Genomic DNA, 18,508 nt, shown 5'->3' with positions numbered 1-18,508 from the left:
TGCTCCCTTCTAATACTGTGCCAATTGTTGGATAAAATCAGATTGGGCAAAAGCGAATAGTGATGAAATTCCCATATATGAGACAAATAAGAAAACAATGCCCCATACCCATGTAGAAACACGTTGGGCCCGTGGTCCAACCGTTATCCCCCAACTGACGAGGAATGACCACATTCCGTTGCTGAAGTGAAAGACAGCACAAAGCAATCCGATCACGTAGACTGCGAAAATAACAGGATTTTGTACGGATTCTGACATTAGCTGTGCCAGTTGCTCAGAACTCAGATCATACAGAGCAACCTGAACCCTCGTTTGCCATACATGCCAGATTACAAAGATCAGTGTAGCAACACCTGTCACCCGTTGCAAAACAAACATCCAGTTACGGAATGTCCCAAAATTACCGGTATTGTTTTTTGCGGTAAAGGCAATATACAACCCGTAAATGCCATGGTACAGGAGTGGCAGGATAATAAAGAAGATTTCCAAAACAACCAAAAAGGGTAAACTCCAAAGACCGTCAACTTTTTCCACAAAAGCTGATGCCCCTCGTGTGGCATAGTAGTTGGTAAATAAATGCTCCATTAAAAAAAAGCCCACCGGTATTACGCCTAACAACGAGTGGATCCGACGGTTGAAAAAGCTGCGTTGTGTGCTCATCATTTGCCTCCAATCTAGAACATAGTCGCACCGAGAAAGAATTGAAAGTTTTTAATATAACTCATTTTAAACGGTAAAGGGTTTCAACATTGTTTATTTTACTCCCTTATCGTTTCATTAGTCAAGGAACTGTCAAAATTTCAATAATTCCATTCTTCATCCAAAAATTGTTGAATTTGTTTTCCAAACAGTTGATACTCGACAAGGAAAGCATCATGACCATAATCGGAGGAAAATTCATGATAGGATGACCTGATTCCGGCTCGTTGGCAAATTTGGTGGAATTCACGCTGTTGTCGCACGGGAAAGTAGATATCCTCTTTGATGCCAATGGTCAGAACCTGGGCGGAGATATTCTTGACAGCTTCTTCCAATCCTCCCCGGCCGCGGCCCAAATCATGGTGATCCATTGCATCCAGAAACCTCAAATACGTATTCGCATCAAACCGGTTAACCAGCTTTTTCCCCTGGTAATGCAGGTAACTTTCAACAAGGGCCTGTGTATTTTGGGTGTTTTGCTGGGCAAATCTCTGTTCAAATAGCGGGTTGGTCCGGTACGTCACCATCCCGATCATACGCGCAATCGACAGTCCCTTCACCGGCCCTTTCCCGGGATAGTAGTCTCCTCCCCTGAATTCCGGATCTTCCAGAATGGCCTGGCGTCCAATTTCGTTGTAGGCCATCGACATGGTTGAGAGGGTGGCCCCTGTGGCGATCGGAATGCATTTTTCCATATAGCCGGGATACATGACCGCCCACTCCAGGACCATCATTCCGCCCATCGATCCGCCAATCACCGCTTTAAGGCGATCGATTCCCAACTTTCGCAATGCTTCATGCTGCACCCGGACCATATCCCGAATCGTCACCATCGGGAACCGGCTGCCATATTCTTTCCTGGTGCAGGGGTCAATCGAAGCCGGCCCCGTACTGCCCGCGCATCCGCCAATCACATTCATGGTGATCACGGTGTATTTCTGCAAATCGATATATTTTCCCACTCCAATCAGGCCATCCCACCAGCCGGGATTCGCCTCGTCTCCCACAGCATGCGTATCTCCCGTCAAAGCATGGCAAACCAGGATAACCTGATCGGTTTCAATATTTCCCACTTTTTCATAGGCAATCGTCACTTCCGGCAAAACCTCTCCGCATTCCAGCTGGAACGGACCCAGATGCACGTGATCTTTTATCTTTATCAATTGTAAATTCATTTTCATTCCTCCAAAAGGATTCAGGTTATAAACGAAAAAGCCCTCTTCGATCGAAGAGGGCCTTAAATACTCGTATTCCGTACACCTCTTCTCATCTCTCAGGAAATTCTCCTGCAGGAATTGGCACCATCCGCTCATGATCAAGCGAGGTTGCCGGGTTTCATCGGGCCAGTCCCTCCACCACTCTGGATAAGAAGTTGTTTTTTCAATTTTCTTGTTAATGATAAAGGGTATCTTTCCGCTTGTCAAGATTTTTCCGGGAGGATTTTCGGGAAAACTGGAGGTGCTTCCGGATCTTCCAACCAGCATCGCACCTGATGGAAACCGGACACATGTGTGGTTTCAGGCATTTCTTCATAACAGACATTCATGGCATAAGGGCAACGGTCAGCAAACAAACATCCGGGCGGAGGCAGAAACAGATCGGGCGGAGAACCGGGAATCGGCTCAAGTGCCTGATCTTTTGCCTTGTCCAGGCAGGGAATTGATCCCATCAACCCCCTTGTATAGGGATGGCGGGGACTGGCAAAAATTTCATGTACCCATCCGATTTCCACAATTTGCCCTCCGTACATGACAGCGACCCGGTCTGCCGTTTCCGCCACAACCCCGAGATCGTGAGTAATCATCAGAATGGAAGTTCCCGTCTGGCGCTGGATCTCTTTCATTAAATCCAGAATTTGCGCCTGAATCGTAACATCCAATGCGGTAGTCGGTTCATCGGCAATCAATATTTTGGGAAAGCAGGCCAGGGCGATGGCGATCACTACCCGCTGGCGCATTCCCCCGCTAAATTCGTGCGGATATTGTTTCATTCTTTTCTCCGGATGAGGAATGCCCACCAGTTTCAAGATCTCCACTGCTTTTTGAAAGGCTTCGCACCAGCCGGCCCGCCTGTGCCAGCGAATCCCTTCCATGATTTGCTTCCCGATGGTCATGGTTGGATTCAGTGAAGTCATCGGGTCCTGAAAAATCATTCCGATTTCCGATCCCCTGATGCGATACCATTCTTTTTCCGGCAACCGGGTCAAGTCCCTTTCTCCAAACCGGATTTTCCCCTGTTTGATCCGTCCGGGCGGCGAGGGGATCAATCCCAGGATCGACAATGCCGTCACGCTTTTTCCGCTGCCTGATTCGCCCACAATGGCCAGCGTTTCGCGTTTGTTTAAAGTGAAGGTAACTCCGCGTACCGCTTGCACTTCTCCCCCCGCAACCTGAAAGGAAACATGAAGATCCTCCACATGCAGCACTTTTGCCATCAGGTTCCCCCCTTTCTATTTTCGCATTTTCGGATCAAGCGCGTCGCGCAGTCCATCTCCAAACGCATTAAAGGCCAGCATGGTCAAACAGAGAAACAGAGCCGGAAAGAACAGGCGCCACCATTCACCGGACAACACCGTAATGAGCGCATCATTGATCATCGTGCCCCAACTGGCAATTGGCGCCTGAACCCCGAGGCCGAGGAAACTTAAAAACGCTTCGGCAAAAATTGCTGATGGAACGGTTAATGTTAACATGATAAGGATCGGGCCTGATGTATTGGGAAGCAAATGCCTGAAAAGCAGTCGTCCCGTCCCGGCCCCCAGGGTTTTCGCCGCCAGCACGAATTCCTGCTCTTTCAGCTGCAGAATTTGCCCCCGTACCAGCCGGGCCATGTTCAGCCATCCGGTTACGGTCAGGGCCAGAATGATGGTTGTTATTCCCGGCGGCATGATCACCATCAATAAAATGACCGTTAACAGATATGGCAATCCCCATAAAACATCAACAATCCGCATCATGATTTCATCAGTGCGCCCGCCGCGGTATCCCGCAATTCCGCCATAAATTACCCCGATGCACAGGTCGATCAGTGCGGCAGCCAACCCGATGGTGAGCGAAATTTTTCCTCCCTCGCAAACCCTGACAAACACATCCCGTCCCAAATCATCCGTTCCAAACCAATGCTCCACTGATGGAGGGAGATTTCGCCCATATTCCAGATCCTGTTCATTGTATTGATATGGTGAAATCATCGGTCCGAGAAATGAGATCAGCGCAATGACCACAATCAGGATCAGTCCGGTCAGGGCCAGCAGGTTTTTGCGCAGCCGGTTCCATACATTTTGCCAATAGGTTGTCTGTGGCCGGCGAATCTTTTCGGCCACGGCAGACTTATGCACTGCCGGCTGAAACCGGGGCCGGACAGTAGGCTCCATGTCAATTTCCCTCCCTTTTGCCAAGCCCGATTCGCGGGTCAATCCACCTGTAAGCCAAATCAACGGCAAAATTCACCCCTACAAGCAGGACGGAATAAAACAGGGTGATTCCCATGATTAATGGATAATCCCGGTTATTAATGCTTTCGACAAAATACTTTCCGATCCCCGGAATGGAAAAGATATTTTCAATCACAAAACTCCCTGTCAGAATTCCAACAGCAAGCGGCCCCAAAATGGTGACCACCGGCAAAATCGCATTTCTTAATGTATGCCGGGAAATAACAAGGAAAGGCGGCAATCCCTTTGCTCGTGCCGTGCGGATATAGTCCTGGGTCAGCACTTCCACCATGCTTGAGCGAATCAGCCGGGTAATCGTCGCCAGGGGCAAGGCTGCCAGGGCCAGCGTCGGCATGATGGTAGAAGAAAATCCATCCCATGTGGCAACAGGCAACAATTCCCATTCCACTCCCAAAACCTTTTGCAATAATGGTCCCAGGACAAAACCGGGAATGGAAATGCCCAAAACAGCTAACACCATCGCCAAATAGTCAACCGGCCGGTTATGCCTCAAGGCGGCAACGATCCCCAGAAGCAGCCCAGCCACAACAGCACACACCAGAGCCTGTGCCCCCAACTGGGCCGAAACGGGAAACCCTTCCGCAATCATTTCATTGATGGAGCGGGTTTCATATTTGATCGACGGCCCGAAATCAAAACGAAGCAAATTGGCCATATAATTCAGATACTGAACAGGAACAGGGTCATCCAAATGGTAGTGCGCCCGTAAATTGGCCACGACCTGAGCCGGCAATTTCCTTTCATCCGAAAAGGGATCTCCCGGAATGGCTTTCATCATAAAAAAAGTAACGGTAGCGATCACCCAAAGCGTCAATATCATCTGGACAAACCGTTTGATAAAATACTTAAGCAAACATAAGTACCTCCTAATTCCGATTATTTGTGAATATTTTGTTTATTTCTTCTGTTCTTTCAAAACAGGAGATATTGGTCTCTTATTCTTCTTTTATCCATAATATATGTGAACAAGTTCTCCGCTAGTCCTGGGCTGATTAAAAAAGGAAAAGTTCAATAAATATAATTCTACAAAAAAAGTTTGCTACCCTTTGAATAAATGAAAAAAAGCTGAACAAGTTCAGGCTGAACTTGTTCAGCTGAGCTTTCAGACTGTAAAAAACTTATCCGGGAAAACAGTTTCCAGGGTCAAAACCGCTTCTTCCCGTTTTTTCGCAAACCGAAAAGAAGGAGATCAGCTCTTTATCCTTTTTCTGGTTATCTTGTTTTTTCCAGAACGGGTTCTTTAGTCTCCGCGTAATCCAGACCAAACGACGTATGTAACCGGCGTACCGCTTCCAGTGCATACTGTTTGTCGATTACACAGGAAATCTTGATTTCAGAAGTTGAAACCATTTTGACACGGATGCCAGCTTCACTCAGTGTGGCAAACATCTTGGCAGCCACACCGGGACGCGTCATCATTCCCACTCCGACTGCCGAAACCTTGGCCAGTCCGGATTCTGAAATAAGCTCCTCATACCCCAATGATTCCCTGGCCGATTCCAGCAATTTCAGTGTGGCCGTTTCCTCAGACTCCTGGACGCTGAACGCAACATCCACCTTTTCATGATCATGTTCGCTCTGGACGATAATGTCAACATTGATATATGCTTCTCCCAATAATCCGAATAATTGGGTTAATGTATTTTCATGATTGGGCAGATTCAGTATTTTGATTCTTGTTACATTTAAATCGTGTGCAATCCCTCGTACGTTCAAATCGGTTTCCAATGTCCTCTCTCCTTTCACCCAGGTCCCGGGTTCATCAACAAAGCTAGAGCGCACAACCAATTTCACGTGATTCGCAAGAGCCGCCTCCACTGAGCGGGGATGAAGCACACCAGCACCTAAATGTGCAAGTTCCAGCATTTCTTCATAGGTGATCTCATCAATTTTTTTAGCCAGAGGAACTACACGCGGATCTGCGGTATAAACACCTGTTACATCTGTATAAATTTCGCAGAAATCGGCTTTAAGCGCCACTGCCAACACAACCGCAGTGGTATCTGAACCACCCCGTCCCAACGTGGTGATCTCGCCTTCCGGTGAAATTCCCTGAAAACCTGCAACCACCACAATTTCTCCCCGATTCAGAGATGGAAGAATCGCCTGTGTATTCACATTTTTTACCATGGCTTTCCCATGCAACGCATTCGTCTGGATTCCAGCCTGCCAGCCGGTCATCGAACGGGCTTTCAGCCCCCTTGCCTGCAGAGCCATTGTCAATAAAGAAATGCTTACCTGCTCACCAGTTGTAAGCAGCATATCCATTTCCCGGGGCGATGGATTCCCGGAAATCTGATTGGCCAAATCGACAAGCCTGTCTGTTGATTTCCCCATAGCCGACACCACGACTACACATTGCTGTCCCTGGCTGGCAGCCTGTTTGATCCGATCGGCAACCGCCTGAATCCGGTTGACATCCCCAACCGAAGTACCGCCGAATTTTTTTACCACTATGCCCATAGTTCCTCTCCTCTCTCAGCTGGTCTAAACTCGCTTATATAAAAACAGAAGGCCACAGCAGAGTATAGCTAGCTGTCGCCTTGTTTCCCAACGCTCCAGCCCGCGTATTCCCTGCGGATTAGCTCTCCACAAAAGCAGTGGCTTCTGTGACAGTGCCGTCCCTGTTCGAGTACGGCACCAGCCTGTTTTCCTTCGGAATGTCCAACAAGCTTCGGCGGCATTTTCCTTTCCTTGTCCTTCCTTGTGCCCGCCACTCCGGACAAGTACTCTTAAAAGCCGCTCCTCTAGTCCACATGATCCTAGCGAGCGATATATCATCTGTGGTTTGATTTGTTAGATCATATCACAACTGTCAAGTTGGTTCAATTTGAAAACTGTCTTTTTCCCGGGGATATATTGAGATTAGCCTGCTTCTGGCAACCTGGAACAAAATCTGCAATTTTTTTGAAGATCCTGCGTCATTTTTTTTGCGAATGGTTCTTTATCCAATCCCAACCCATAAACAAGCCCGACAAATTTCCGCACACCAACGACTCCAGCCAAAACAGAAAAGTCTTTTCTTAAACTTATCTGGCATAAACATATTTAAAAGATTATAATAAAAACGACAAAACGATAAAGGAGCGAGATCAAATGGCAACAATTGGAATTCCCGGGCTGATTATCATTCTGGTGGTTGCCCTGATTCTGTTCGGTCCCAAAAAACTGCCCGAATTGGGAAAAGCTACGGGCGAAACATTAAAATCCTTTCGCGATGCGGTTAACGGCAAAGAGAAAGAAAATAAAAAAGAATAGATCTTTTTTGACCTGCTGACTACTTCTTCACGTTTCGTCAGCAGTTTTTTTATCTTACAGGCGGACGTTCAGGAGCCGTTTTCCCTTTCATGGTGCCGGGCGCGTTTTTTTGCTTCTTTCTCTGCCCGTTTGGCTTCAATGGCCAACATATGTTCATGGTCTTCCCGAATAATCCGGGCCACGTGAAGGCCACTCAAAGCAGAGGTGGAAATGCCGCCATGTCCCGGATAAGTGGTAGACCCGGTGTAATAAAGCCGGTTCACCTTTTTGTCTCTCATCGGCGGACGAATGAATGAACGGAACCCGCGGAAAGCCCGTCCGTTAAATGCCCCTCCTTCTGCTCCGGTCATTTCCTCGAACTCGGCAGGCCCCATCATTTGTTCGGTTTCAATATTCTCTTCCAGCCCTTTGAGTCCCCAAACTTTTTCCAGCAGAAACAACAAGCGTTCCCGGTAAGTTTCCATATTTTCCGCTTGCCCCGCAGGCACGTGCACCATCACGGACAGATTGCTTGCCCCCTCCGGAGCACGGTCGGGTTCAGACAGGCTGGAATTTCCGACATGGATCAGGGGCGATTCCGGCCAGACCTGTTGTTCAAAGATATCAATGTATTGCCTTGCTGTATCATCAGGATAAAAGTAATTATGATGCAACAATTGGGGGAACAGGCATTTGACGCCGATCAGCCACAAAAACCCGGAACTGCTTAACGTTTCCTGCCCGGTCTTTCTCGCCAGCAGGGTTTCCTGTGTCCTTTTCACATCCAGATTGCTGATGACAAAATCAGCTTCCAGCTTTTCGCCATTTGCCCTGACCCCGACGACACGGTCCTCTTTCAGGAGAATCTCTTCCACTTCACAGGAAGTATGTATGGTTACACCCGTTTGGCAAGCCAATCGCTCAAGCGCCCCTGTCAACCGTTGATGTCCGCCTTCCACATAGCTGATCCCATGCACCATTTCCAGATAGCTGAATATCGCCAGAGCGGCCGGAGCCTGATAAGGGGAAGACCCCATGTAAAGCGCATACCGGTTCATCATGGCGAGCAATCGGTTATCCCTGAAATAACGGCGGTGAAAAGAATCCAGCGTTTCAAACGGATGAGCGGACAGGTAAGTCCAAAGCTTCCTGTTTCTGAAAAAATCGGTCCAGCAGTGATTGGGTTTATCAACCACATACTCCTCAATCACTTCATACATCCGCCCAACTTCCGACAGGTAATCAAAAAAACCCGCCTGGTCTTCCGGGGAAAAAACGGACAACTGCTCCATCATGTAATCAGGATCGGCAGACAGATCAATTACTGTTTTATTGTAAAAAAAGTGGCGGCTGTTTACGGGAAGAGGAATAAAGCGGAGTTCCGGATCCAGAACCTGGCCGGCTTCCCAAAAAACGCGGTCAAAAACTTCAGGCATCAGGATCGGCATAAATTCTCCGTCAAAAAAATAGCGACCCAGTTGAAACGACTGACAACGGCCTCCCAACGAAGCCTGCTTTTCCATCAAATGAATTTCATAACCATATGCAGCCAGCCGGATCGCTGCCGCCAGTCCCGCAACGCCGCCGCCAATGACAATTCCCTTTTTCATGGAAGTGTCACCCTTTCTTTATTTTCTGCATCCAATGCTTGATGTTCTTTTTCAGCTCATAAAGGAATCGCCGCCCCATGAAAAATGTGCCAGCCTGAAAGTACACATCTCAAAGTCCCTGGCATCTTCGCCTGATTCAAGACAAAAATCGAAGCGGAGAAAATCCCGATGATTCAATTCCCGCTGTCCGGACAGAAGAGAAGTTTTATCCAGGTTGTTTGGCTTTTCACTGTTTTATTCCTTCTCTTGTTTTTTTTAAAACCTTCCATGGCAGTAAAACCACAACTAATCATGTATTATATCGGATCAAACAGAAAATGCCTATCTTGCCTAAATACTGCAAAAAAGAAAAAAGACCTGCCAGGGTCTTTAGTCTGTAGACATAATTTATTCTGAAGGTGACTTTCAGGATTTAAACCTTCTTCCGTCCGCGACGGACTGGATCATGCTTCCATTTCTGAAAGCGCTTCCTCCCATACTGTCTGAAACTTGGAGCTTGTTATCTTTTTTCAATCCAATTTATTGATGACTTCCGTCAATTGTTCCAGGCGGGACTCAATCCTGTTGATCTGCTGGTTCATACGCTGGACGCATCCTTTCAGTTCATTGCGAAACTCATGGAGCTGACGTGCCAGTAAAGCAATGTTTGTTTCAACATAATCCATATTGTATTCGTTTTGATCCGGCGGGGAGCAGTACGATGACGGGGACGGCGAATACTTGCGCTGCTGCAGATAATAAAAAGCCTCTTGGCCGGTCTGGATATTTCTTTCATAGATCTCATCCGCCAACTCCAACACATCCGAACGGACAATTTTATAATTATTTTCCAACAGACAAAATTCAAACAGACTGTTAATCACACCATTTGGAAAAGAGTATCCTTCTCTCAATTCATGAATCAGCTGAATCAATGGTTTGGAAACAGGTTGTCCACCAGTGTACTGACGCAGAAAATAAACGGGGTCCATCGTTTCTATATTTTGACGAGCACCTTGCACCGCAACATCCCCCTCTTTGTTGAAACATCTACTTTAACCTTGTTTATTTAATGAATTGATGATTGTCCGGGCCAGCTGATCACCAATCCCCGCCTGACGGAATTCCTCGATGGTCGCATTGCGAATGTTCTCAAGAGATCCAAAATGTTTATAAAGCAGTTGCCTCCGCTTCGGGCCAACACCCGGAATTTTGTCCAATTCGGATTGAATCAGGCTTTTGCCCCGAACCTGCCGATGGAAAGAGATTGCAAAGCGGTGAACCTCTTCCTGGATGCGCTGGACCAGGTAAAAGGACTCGCTGCCCCGCTCAATTTTCACATCCTGTACCGGATCTCCGGCCATCAATCTGGCGGTCTGGTGTTTGTCATCTTTCACCATTCCCCCTACCGGAATGAAAAGGCCCAATTCGTTTTCCAATACGTCCTGTGCCGCGTGAATCTGTCCCTTTCCTCCGTCCACCAGGATCAGATCGGGCAATGAGCCGTTTTCTTTCAGGACGCGCGTATATCGTCGCCTGATTACTTCCCGCATGGTTTCCACATCATTTGGACTGGACACGGTCCTGATCCTGTATTTGCGGTATTCTTTTTTCACCGGTTTTCCATCGATAAAACAGACCATGGCCGAAACCGGATCAGCTCCCTGAATGTTGGAGTTGTCAAACGCTTCAATCCGGTGGGGAAGGCCTATTCCCAAAGCCTGGCTCAACCCCTCCATCGCCTGGAGTGTCTTCTGTTCGTCCCGCTCCATAAGCAGAAAACGTTCCCTGAGCGCGATCTCTGCATTTTCCGTAGCCATACGAACCAGATTCTTTTTCATGCCACGTTTGGGAACGTGGACACGCACTTCGGGCAGAAGCTTTGTGAGAAGTTCAACGTCAACCCCCTGTGGCAAATGGATTTCTTTTGGAGTTGTAGGCATTTCATGATAAAACTGGGCAACAAAAGAAATAAAATCTTCTTCGGCAGAGTTGTAATGCGGGAAAACAGATACTTCCCGTTCAATCAATTTCCCTTGCCGTATGAAGAAGACCTGAATGCACATCCAGCCTTTTTCCGCCGCAAAACCAAATATGTCCATATCTTTATGGTCAGACATGACAATATTTTGTTTTTCCATGGTAGATTCAATGTCCCCGATTAGATCACGGTATTCTTTTGCCCGCTCAAACTCAAGCTTTTCAGCTGCTTCTTCCATCTTCTTCTGCAGCTCATTTTTCAACTCTAATGCTCCACCATTTAAAAAGCGAACCACTTTTTTGGTAATCTCATCATAAACGCCGGGATCTACATCCATTTCACAAGGTGCCACGCACTGTCCCAGATGGTAATACAGGCAAACGCGCTTTGGAAGTGTTTTGCACTTGCGAAGCGGAAACAGGCGATCCAGCAATTTCTTGGTATGCTGCGCAGCACCGGCGTGAGGATAAGGTCCAAAATACCTGGAACCATCTTTTTTCAACTTTCGGGTTACCTCCAGCCGCGGGTGTTTTTCCTTGGTCAACCGGATATATGGATACGATTTGTCATCCTTGAGCATCACATTATATTTGGGCCGGTATTTCTTGATCAGGTTCAGTTCCAGAATCAAGGCTTCCAACGGGCTTGAAGTAACGATATATTCAAAATCAACAATATCCATCACCAGTCGTTGCGTCTTGGCATCATGGCTGCCTGTAAAGTAGGAACGGACACGATTCCGCAGATTTTTTGCCTTGCCCACATAGATAACTTCATTTTCCCTGTTTCGCATCAAATAGCATCCGGGTTTATCAGGCAAAAGTAAAAGCTTGTCTTTGATCCCCATCAGAATCCCACCTTGCATGACTTCAGTTCCGTTTATCTCATCCGTTATTATTTTTTCGCTTGCTAAATGATATATCAGATTCCTGGCGGCGATGTTCAAAACCCGTTTAAGTTTCCGCCTTTCCCACCGGTACGACCGGGACACCTTCAAGCGGTCCCGATCATTCCGGACAACTGGTCTGCAAACTGCAATACTATTTATAGTTTAGCACATCTCCAATTTGTTCTAATGATTCTTTTTCGTGAACAAGTTTTCAGAGAATATACAAGTTAATTTTTTCAAACTACATTCAAAAGACATGAAATTGTGTTTTAATATAGGAAACTGGGCTAAAGTTTTCACAATCAAAAATGGAGGTTTACATAATGGAATTACTTCGAAAACATGGTGGTAAACTGATTCTTGCCTATTTGCTCGGATTTTTGCTGCTGTCTGTCCTCATCTCCATCTTGTTGACCGAAAACATAATCCTGTTGTTCATGAAAGTTCCCCTATTATCAGTACTGCTTGTTTTGGCATTTTATCTTCTTTATTATGGAGGTGCCACCGAAATCACCATTTCTGCCTTATACCGGGACGATTCGTCCATCCGCCATTTTTTCAACGGAAGTTACCGTAATCTCTGGAAATTATTAAAAATCCACTTTTTTATTTTCATTATTGCCGTTATCCCTGTCATACTGATTTACTCGATGATATCCCGGGGAACCGTTTCTGAGAACACGTTATTTGTCATATTCGACATGATTTTCAGCTTGTTTTTTTATCTCTTTCTTACATATCTGTCCTTCTTCGGGTCCGTACTGGTCATAAAAGATCAGCTAAAAGCATGGCCAGCCATAAAAAAAGCATTTGTATCGCTGAAAAAAAACTTTGGGAAAATATCGGTTGCTTTGCTTTATACCGCGGGCACCCAGCTTTTTTTGGCCATTTCACTGACAGGCATGATCCTGATCATCTTTATGCTGTTTAATCTGGATCAACTGGGCAATGAGGATCTGATCGTCCCGCTTACATATTTGGGAGGACTGATTTTCCGGACAGTCTTTTCGTTTGCCGTGGTATGTAGTTTGCCCGTATTTGTCAAAAAATACAAAGATACCATTGAACTTCATCTTTCCTGAATCCGCCTGTACAAAGGACTTCCGGAAGGGATTTTATGAAACCGTATGAAACGGGTTTTTTAAAAAAGGTCAAAAAACGGCTTCATCATCCCTTTGAGTTCCTTCCCCGACAAGGCTGAGTAACGGTTGCGTCAGCGAAGCTGTGTCTGGTGGTTTCGGCTACGTCGCCTGTTTCGTTGTTTTCCTCTTTCACCTGAACGGATTTTCCAAACACACTCCCCGGCATTTTTCCTTAGCGAGTCCATATCTTTGGACAGGTCTTTGGACAATATGTCAGGATTAACACAAAGCCGGCCGTGTCTTTGCAATGCAGCGACCGTCCATCTACGAAAAGTCAATCGTTACATTGATTTTCCTTGACAGATGGATTTTGAGGGACAAAGTCCTCTATAGTGACGGTGAAATTCTCCGGCTGTGTTGGTTCTGATCACAGGAAAGCATCCTTTGGAATGTTTTATAATCCAATTCTACAGAAAAAGGCTGTTGACCTTCCTTTGTCAACAGCCTCAGGTGATACCATCACGGCATCGTCCTTTTGTCATTTGATTAAAGATGTTCTTTTAACCAGGCAATCAATTGTTCTTTTGGCTGGGCTCCTACGATTTTGGAAACTGCCTGGCCGTTTTTAAACAACATTAGGGTTGGAATACTCATTACTCCAAAATTGCCTGCTGTTTGCGGGTTATTGTCTACGTTAAGTTTTGCGATGGTGACTTTGTCACCCATTTCATCACTTACTTTTTCCAATTCGGGTGCAACCATGCGGCAAGGACCACACCATGGTGCCCAAAAGTCGACCAATACCAATCCTGCCTCCGCACTTTGCACTTCTTTGGAAAAATTCTGATCAGTAACTTCTATGATCGCCATACATAATCTCCTCCTTAATTCATCATACACAAATGCTTTTTCATCGGCAATCTTATGTTTTATTTTTTATAGTGATAGTATACCACTTTACAAAAAAAAGTACCAACATTTTTGTTAGCAAATATAAAAAGAGCACAATACTTGTATTTGTGCTCTTTTTTACAATAATCTATGAAAACAGCCAGTTAGGATTGGTCATTTAACAGCTGCCTGAATTCTTCGGTCAGCAAAGGAACAACTTCAAACAGATCGCCAACAATCCCATAGTCTGCCACCTGGAAAATGGGGGCTTCCGGATCTTTGTTGATGGCAACAATCACCTTGGAGTTGGACATCCCGGCCAGATGCTGGATTGCCCCGGAAATGCCACAGGCGATATACAAATCTGGGGTCACCACTTTTCCGGTCTGCCCGATCTGCAAAGCATAATCACAATAGCCGGAATCACATGCGCCGCGGGAAGCTCCAACAGCTCCTCCCAATACGCCAGCCAGTTCATAAAGTATTTTAAATCCATCCTCGCTCTTCATACCGCGTCCACCGGAAACAACAACACTCGCTTCAGACAGGTCAACGCCACCAGAAGATTTCTTCACAATATTCTTTACCAACGTGCGCAATGAATCCGGTTCCAGATCCACTTTCAGCTCCTCAACATTGGGAGTGCGGCTCATATCCGGTTCATTCCGGGGAATGTTATTGGGGCGGATGGTTGCAAAGATCACGCCGTCTTTGACCACTTTCTTTACAAAAGCTTTGCCGGCGTAAATCGGACGGGTAAATACTATTTTCCCGTCTTTTACCTCCACATGGATACAGTCACTGATCAAACCATAGCCCAGATGGGCTGCAATTCTGGGGCACAGGTCTTTTCCCACTGATGTATGGCCAGTAAATATGACATCCGGGTTTACGTGCTCGATCACTTTTTTAAAAGCCTGGAAATATACATCGGTTGTATATTGATCCAGTTCACTGCTGGTCACGGCAATAACCCGGTCCGCCCCGTACTGCGAAAGCGGCTGAGCCAGGTCTTTGGCATAACTGCCGAAGACAGCTGCAGTTACCTGACCGCCGTCAGCTGCCAGTTTTGCAGCCGCTATGGATTCAAAGCTGACATTCCGCAATTTTCCTTCCCGTACATCAGACAGAACAAGAACATGTTTGCTCATCGTTTGCTCCCCCTCGCTATTAGATTACCTTTGCTTCAGAGTGCAACAGCCGGACAAGTTTCCTGGCCTGGTCCTTTATATCCCCTTGCAGGATTTTTCCGGCCTGTTTTTTGGGCGGCAAAAAGATTTCCAGTGTTTCCGTTTTGGCCTGGATGTCTTCCTCATCAAGGTCAAGATCATCCAGATCCAGACGGGAAATCGGTTTCTTTTTCGCCTTCATGATTCCCGGAAGCGAAGGATAACGAGGATCATTCAAACCTTGCTGCGCTGTCACCAAAATCGGCAGCTTCGACTCAATGTGTTCAACATCTCCTTCCGCATCTTTTTCCACAATTACCTTTTCATCCTTGATTTCCAATTTGGTAATGGTGGAGATATGGGGAATGTCAAGCAGTTCCGCCAGTCTGGGCCCCACTTGGGCAGCCCCGTCGTCGACTGCCATATAGCCGCACAAAATGATGTCATATTCCAGATCTTCTTCTTCAATCATTGCTGCAAGAAGATGGGCGACTGAATGTTCATCCATCTCTTCATCCAGATCTTCGGTATCGAGTATGACGCCTTTATCCGCTCCCATTGCCATCGCTGTGCGGACAGCCTGTTCCGCCCGTTCCGGGCCGATGGTAAGAACGGTGACTTCTCCGCCGTGTTCCTGTTTCAGGCGAATCGCTTCTTCCACCGCGTATTCATCATAAGGATTGATCACAAATTCAACGCCATCCTCACTGATCTGTCCATTTTCAATGGTAATTTGTTCTTCTGTGTCAAATGTCTGTTTTAAACAAACCAGGATGTCCATCTCCCACTCCCCCTAGCTCTTTGGCATTTTCTATTTGCTCATTCCATGAATAAACAATCGGTGTATGGCATCTGCCTGATCTGACAAACTGTACTTGAAATCATTCATGATCCACGATGTCACCGTTTCATCCAATGTGCCAAAAACCATTTTGCGAGCGATGCGAATGTCCAAATCTTCGTAAAATACACCTGAACTTTTTCCTTTTTCAAGGATGCTATCGATGACAATGAAGTATCTTTTTAACACTTTCCCAATTCCTTTTCTCACTTCAGGATTTGCCTGCCGGAGCTCAATTTGTGTCACCAGTGCCAGCTTGCGGTCCTTTTCAAGGTGCTTGAAATGAAGCCGGATCAACTTTCGCAACTGCTCCACAGGAGAGGCTTCCTTGCTTATCGCTTTTTCCACACTGGTAATGAAGGAACCCATCTTCTCATTAAACAGGGAAATCAAAACATCGTCCTTGTTTTTGAAATAAAGGTAAATGGTACCATCTGCCACTTTGGCTTCACGGGCAATTTTTGATACTTGGGCGTTGTGATATCCATTTTCGGCAATGACTCGTACAGCAGCCTCAATAATGGCCTCATACTTTTCTCCTGTCCGTTTGGCCATTGTCAAAATTCCTCTCTTGCTTCATATGAATGACTATTCATTCAATTTAAGTTTAGGATAAACATTTTTAATTGTCAATTCATTTGAACAGATTTTGCAAAGTTGAATAAAGTGTATTATTTGAATTTTTTATGTTTTTAAGCATCCTGCTTGTAGTCAGACGGTAATTGCTTCTTTTTTTCCTCTTCCGATAAAACCCGGCGCAATACTTTTCCTACTGAGCTTTTGGGAAGTTCGTTGCAAAATTCATACACCCGGGGAACTTTATATTTGGCCAGTCGGCCACGGCAAAAGCGATCCAGTTCTCCAGCCGTCACGTATTTCCCCTTTTTCAGCACGACATACGCCTTGACTGTCTCTCCCCGGTAATCATCTTTGATTCCAATAACAGCGGCTTCCTGGACGGCTTCATGTTCATAGAGGATATCTTCCACCTCGCGGGGATAGATATTGAATCCGCCTGCAATAATGACATCTTTCTTGCGATCCATGATATAGAAGTATCCATCTTCATCCATCCTGGCAATATCTCCGGTACTCAGCCATCCGTCCTTCAGCACTTTTTCCGTTTCCTGCGGCCGCCTCCAGTACCCTTTCATCACTTGCGGCCCTTTTACCTGCAGTTCTCCTTGCTTGCCCGGAGGCAGAATCTCACCAGTGTTCATATCCACAATTCGTGCATCGGTATCAGGCCACGGAATGCCGATTGTTCCGCTTTTCTTGCGGTCCCACAGCAGATTGGAATGGGTAACCGGCGACGTTTCCGTCATCCCGTAACCTTCCACCAGGACCCCGCCGGATATTTTTTCAAACTGTTCCTGCACCTCCAGCGGTAGTGGAGCCGAACCGCTCAGACACGCCTCAATTGATGACAGGTCGTAGCGGCTGATTTTCGGATGGTTGATCAAACCGACATACATGGTCGGGGCTCCAGGGAAAAAAGAAGGTTTGTATTTGGCAATCAGCCTGAGAACCAGATCCAGATCAAACTTCGGAACCAGAATAATTCTGGCGGCCATTCTCATCGCCAGATTCATCACGGCGGTCAGGCCATAAACGTGGAAAAAAGGCAAGGCACCAACAAAAGAATAGTGTTGATCACGCCTTGTTTTGTACAGCCAGGCTTCCGCCTGACAGCAATTGGCAACCAGATTCCGGTGTGTGAGCATCGCACCTTTGGCCAGACCGGTTGTTCCGCCAGTGTACTGCAAAAGTGCCACATCTTCAGTCGACTGACAGGTCGGTTCCATGGGGTCCGAGGGGGCATTTCTTATTAAGGAGAGAAACGAATAGGTTTGCGAATCATATCTGATACTTGCATGCTGCCCCTCAAATCTCGTTTTGAAGGAATAGAGCCAATTTTTCGGAAACAGGAGATAGTCGCTTAAACGGGTTACAATAATCCGTTTCAGATCGGTTTCCGGCTTTACCTCTTGCACTCTGGGCCAAACCTGATCCAGACAGACGATGGTTTCTGCACCCGAATCACGCAGCTGGTGGAGCAACTCTTTCCTCATATAGAGCGGGTTAATCTGCACGACAATGGCACCGACAAACAGAGAGGCAAAATTGGCAATTACAGCCTGGGGCGAATTTGGAAGCATAATCCCGACCCGTTCACCCTGTCCGACTCCCAGTCTTCTCAACGCCCGTGCAAAGCGGTAAACATCATTCATAAGCTGGCGATATGTCATGCTTTTTCCCAGAAACACCAATGCTTCCCGGTTGGGATAGTCATTGGCTGCATCGATTAGAAACTGTGTTATTGGCACATCCGGATAGGTTAATGTTGCAGGAACTTGTGGAGGATAATGACGAAGCCACAATTTATTTGTTTGTGTCATCTGAACTCCTCCCCGATGTCTGATGGGTAAAATACCCAACTTAATATATTTATGATAAATTATGATTAATCAAAATTATTTTATCTAATTTCACGATATTTTTAAACATTTATTTTTTAAAAAATATTCATTATAAATAAACGGTTCTTGGACGAATACAAAAAAGACAAGCAATGGAAACTTATCCAAAGCTTGTCAATTAACGAATGGAGAAAAAAGGATTGGTTTACAGTCCCAAAGCGAAGACAAGGGAAAACAGGCAAAACGGGTTGAGAGA

The 18,508-nt window shown here is 46.3% G+C and carries 16 protein-coding genes and 2 riboswitches; of the genes, 2 read left to right on the top strand and 14 right to left on the bottom strand.

Annotation, left to right across the window (positions count from 1 at the left end):
• Positions 1-9: 9 nt before the first annotated feature.
• The 6 genes from H2C83_RS05165 to H2C83_RS05140 form a co-directional block, all read right to left on the bottom strand.
• Entirely contained in the window at positions 10-660 is a 651-nt protein-coding gene (locus H2C83_RS05165; protein WP_181738495.1) for a succinate dehydrogenase cytochrome b558 subunit, read from the bottom strand.
• Between the two features lie 140 nt (positions 661-800).
• Entirely contained in the window at positions 801-1,874 is a 1,074-nt protein-coding gene (gene metX, locus H2C83_RS05160) for a homoserine O-acetyltransferase MetX (protein WP_181738440.1), read from the bottom strand.
• 88 nt (positions 1,875-1,962) lie between these two features.
• A riboswitch (SAM riboswitch) is annotated at positions 1,963-2,070 on the bottom strand.
• Positions 2,071-2,119: 49 nt separating this feature from the next.
• Positions 2,120-3,133, bottom strand: coding sequence for an ABC transporter ATP-binding protein (locus H2C83_RS05155; RefSeq protein ID WP_181738438.1), 1,014 nt, complete (start codon positions 3,131-3,133; stop codon positions 2,120-2,122).
• Between the two features lie 15 nt (positions 3,134-3,148).
• Complete coding sequence (locus H2C83_RS05150; RefSeq protein WP_181738436.1) at positions 3,149-4,072, bottom strand: ABC transporter permease; 924 nt, start codon at positions 4,070-4,072, stop codon at positions 3,149-3,151.
• Between the two features lies 1 nt (position 4,073).
• Entirely contained in the window at positions 4,074-5,006 is a 933-nt protein-coding gene (locus tag H2C83_RS05145) for an ABC transporter permease (protein ID WP_181738434.1), read from the bottom strand.
• A gap of 359 nt (positions 5,007-5,365) precedes the next feature.
• A complete protein-coding gene (locus H2C83_RS05140) occupies positions 5,366-6,616 on the bottom strand; it encodes an aspartate kinase (protein ID WP_181738432.1) in 1,251 nt (416 codons plus the stop codon).
• Positions 6,617-6,727: 111 nt separating this feature from the next.
• A riboswitch (Lysine riboswitch) is annotated at positions 6,728-6,911 on the bottom strand.
• Positions 6,912-7,249: 338 nt separating this feature from the next.
• Between H2C83_RS05140 and tatA the strand changes: the two genes are divergently transcribed.
• Positions 7,250-7,411 (top strand): twin-arginine translocase TatA/TatE family subunit, encoded by a 162-nt coding sequence (tatA, locus tag H2C83_RS05135; protein ID WP_181738430.1) that lies wholly within the window; start codon positions 7,250-7,252, stop codon positions 7,409-7,411.
• Positions 7,412-7,479: 68 nt separating this feature from the next.
• Here the strand turns inward: tatA and H2C83_RS05130 are convergent, their stop codons facing one another.
• From H2C83_RS05130 to uvrC, 3 genes are all read right to left on the bottom strand, one after another.
• On the bottom strand, positions 7,480-9,000 hold the full coding sequence (locus tag H2C83_RS05130) for a phytoene desaturase family protein (RefSeq protein ID WP_181738428.1): 1,521 nt from the start codon (positions 8,998-9,000) through the stop codon (positions 7,480-7,482).
• Between the two features lie 509 nt (positions 9,001-9,509).
• The gene (locus H2C83_RS05125) at positions 9,510-10,001 is read right to left on the bottom strand and encodes a DnaD domain protein (RefSeq protein WP_181738427.1); all 492 of its coding nucleotides are present in this window, start codon (positions 9,999-10,001) and stop codon (positions 9,510-9,512) included.
• A 33-nt stretch (positions 10,002-10,034) separates the two neighbouring features.
• On the bottom strand, positions 10,035-11,807 hold the full coding sequence (uvrC, locus tag H2C83_RS05120; RefSeq protein WP_376766336.1) for an excinuclease ABC subunit UvrC: 1,773 nt from the start codon (positions 11,805-11,807) through the stop codon (positions 10,035-10,037).
• A 365-nt stretch (positions 11,808-12,172) separates the two neighbouring features.
• Between uvrC and H2C83_RS05115 the strand changes: the two genes are divergently transcribed.
• Positions 12,173-12,931, top strand: a complete 759-nt coding sequence (locus H2C83_RS05115; RefSeq protein ID WP_181738425.1) for a hypothetical protein — start codon at positions 12,173-12,175, stop codon at positions 12,929-12,931.
• Positions 12,932-13,477: 546 nt separating this feature from the next.
• Here the strand turns inward: H2C83_RS05115 and trxA are convergent.
• The 5 genes from trxA to H2C83_RS05090 form a co-directional block, all read right to left on the bottom strand.
• The gene (gene trxA / locus H2C83_RS05110; protein ID WP_181738423.1) at positions 13,478-13,801 is read right to left on the bottom strand and encodes a thioredoxin; all 324 of its coding nucleotides are present in this window, start codon (positions 13,799-13,801) and stop codon (positions 13,478-13,480) included.
• 185 nt (positions 13,802-13,986) lie between these two features.
• The gene (locus H2C83_RS05105; protein ID WP_181738422.1) at positions 13,987-14,973 is read right to left on the bottom strand and encodes an electron transfer flavoprotein subunit alpha/FixB family protein; all 987 of its coding nucleotides are present in this window, start codon (positions 14,971-14,973) and stop codon (positions 13,987-13,989) included.
• Between the two features lie 19 nt (positions 14,974-14,992).
• On the bottom strand, positions 14,993-15,772 hold the full coding sequence (locus H2C83_RS05100) for an electron transfer flavoprotein subunit beta/FixA family protein (protein ID WP_181738419.1): 780 nt from the start codon (positions 15,770-15,772) through the stop codon (positions 14,993-14,995).
• Positions 15,773-15,802: 30 nt separating this feature from the next.
• Positions 15,803-16,387 carry a fatty acid metabolism transcriptional regulator FadR gene (gene fadR, locus H2C83_RS05095; protein WP_181738417.1) on the bottom strand — a complete coding sequence of 195 codons (585 nt, stop codon included), beginning with the start codon at positions 16,385-16,387 and terminating at the stop codon, positions 15,803-15,805.
• Between the two features lie 137 nt (positions 16,388-16,524).
• The gene (locus H2C83_RS05090; protein WP_181738415.1) at positions 16,525-18,231 is read right to left on the bottom strand and encodes an AMP-binding protein; all 1,707 of its coding nucleotides are present in this window, start codon (positions 18,229-18,231) and stop codon (positions 16,525-16,527) included.
• Positions 18,232-18,508: the final 277 nt, after the last annotated feature.

The organism is Thermoactinomyces mirandus, assembly GCF_013868055.1.
In the GTDB taxonomy this organism is placed as follows: domain Bacteria; phylum Bacillota; class Bacilli; order Thermoactinomycetales; family Thermoactinomycetaceae; genus Thermoactinomyces; species Thermoactinomyces mirandus.
This window is presented reverse-complemented; position numbering and strand designations above follow the sequence as displayed.

Bases quoted from the DNA above. Each gene is read 5' to 3' on its own strand.
- trxA (WP_181738423.1), bottom strand. From the start codon at position 13,801: ATGGCGATCATAGAAGTTACTGATCAGAATTTTTCCAAAGAAGTGCAA.
- metX (WP_181738440.1), bottom strand. From the start codon at position 1,874: ATGAATTTACAATTGATAAAGATAAAAGATCACGTGCATCTGGGTCCG.
- H2C83_RS05115 (WP_181738425.1), top strand. From the start codon at position 12,173: ATGGAATTACTTCGAAAACATGGTGGTAAACTGATTCTTGCCTATTTG.
- uvrC (WP_376766336.1), bottom strand. From the start codon at position 11,807: ATGGGGATCAAAGACAAGCTTTTACTTTTGCCTGATAAACCCGGATGC.
- H2C83_RS05090 (WP_181738415.1), bottom strand. From the start codon at position 18,231: ATGACACAAACAAATAAATTGTGGCTTCGTCATTATCCTCCACAAGTT.
- tatA (WP_181738430.1), top strand. From the start codon at position 7,250: ATGGCAACAATTGGAATTCCCGGGCTGATTATCATTCTGGTGGTTGCC.
- H2C83_RS05130 (WP_181738428.1), bottom strand. From the start codon at position 9,000: ATGAAAAAGGGAATTGTCATTGGCGGCGGCGTTGCGGGACTGGCGGCA.
- fadR (WP_181738417.1), bottom strand. From the start codon at position 16,387: ATGGCCAAACGGACAGGAGAAAAGTATGAGGCCATTATTGAGGCTGCT.
- H2C83_RS05150 (WP_181738436.1), bottom strand. From the start codon at position 4,072: ATGGAGCCTACTGTCCGGCCCCGGTTTCAGCCGGCAGTGCATAAGTCT.
- H2C83_RS05105 (WP_181738422.1), bottom strand. From the start codon at position 14,973: ATGAGCAAACATGTTCTTGTTCTGTCTGATGTACGGGAAGGAAAATTG.
- H2C83_RS05155 (WP_181738438.1), bottom strand. From the start codon at position 3,133: ATGGCAAAAGTGCTGCATGTGGAGGATCTTCATGTTTCCTTTCAGGTT.
- H2C83_RS05100 (WP_181738419.1), bottom strand. From the start codon at position 15,772: ATGGACATCCTGGTTTGTTTAAAACAGACATTTGACACAGAAGAACAA.
- H2C83_RS05165 (WP_181738495.1), bottom strand. From the start codon at position 660: ATGAGCACACAACGCAGCTTTTTCAACCGTCGGATCCACTCGTTGTTA.
- H2C83_RS05140 (WP_181738432.1), bottom strand. From the start codon at position 6,616: ATGGGCATAGTGGTAAAAAAATTCGGCGGTACTTCGGTTGGGGATGTC.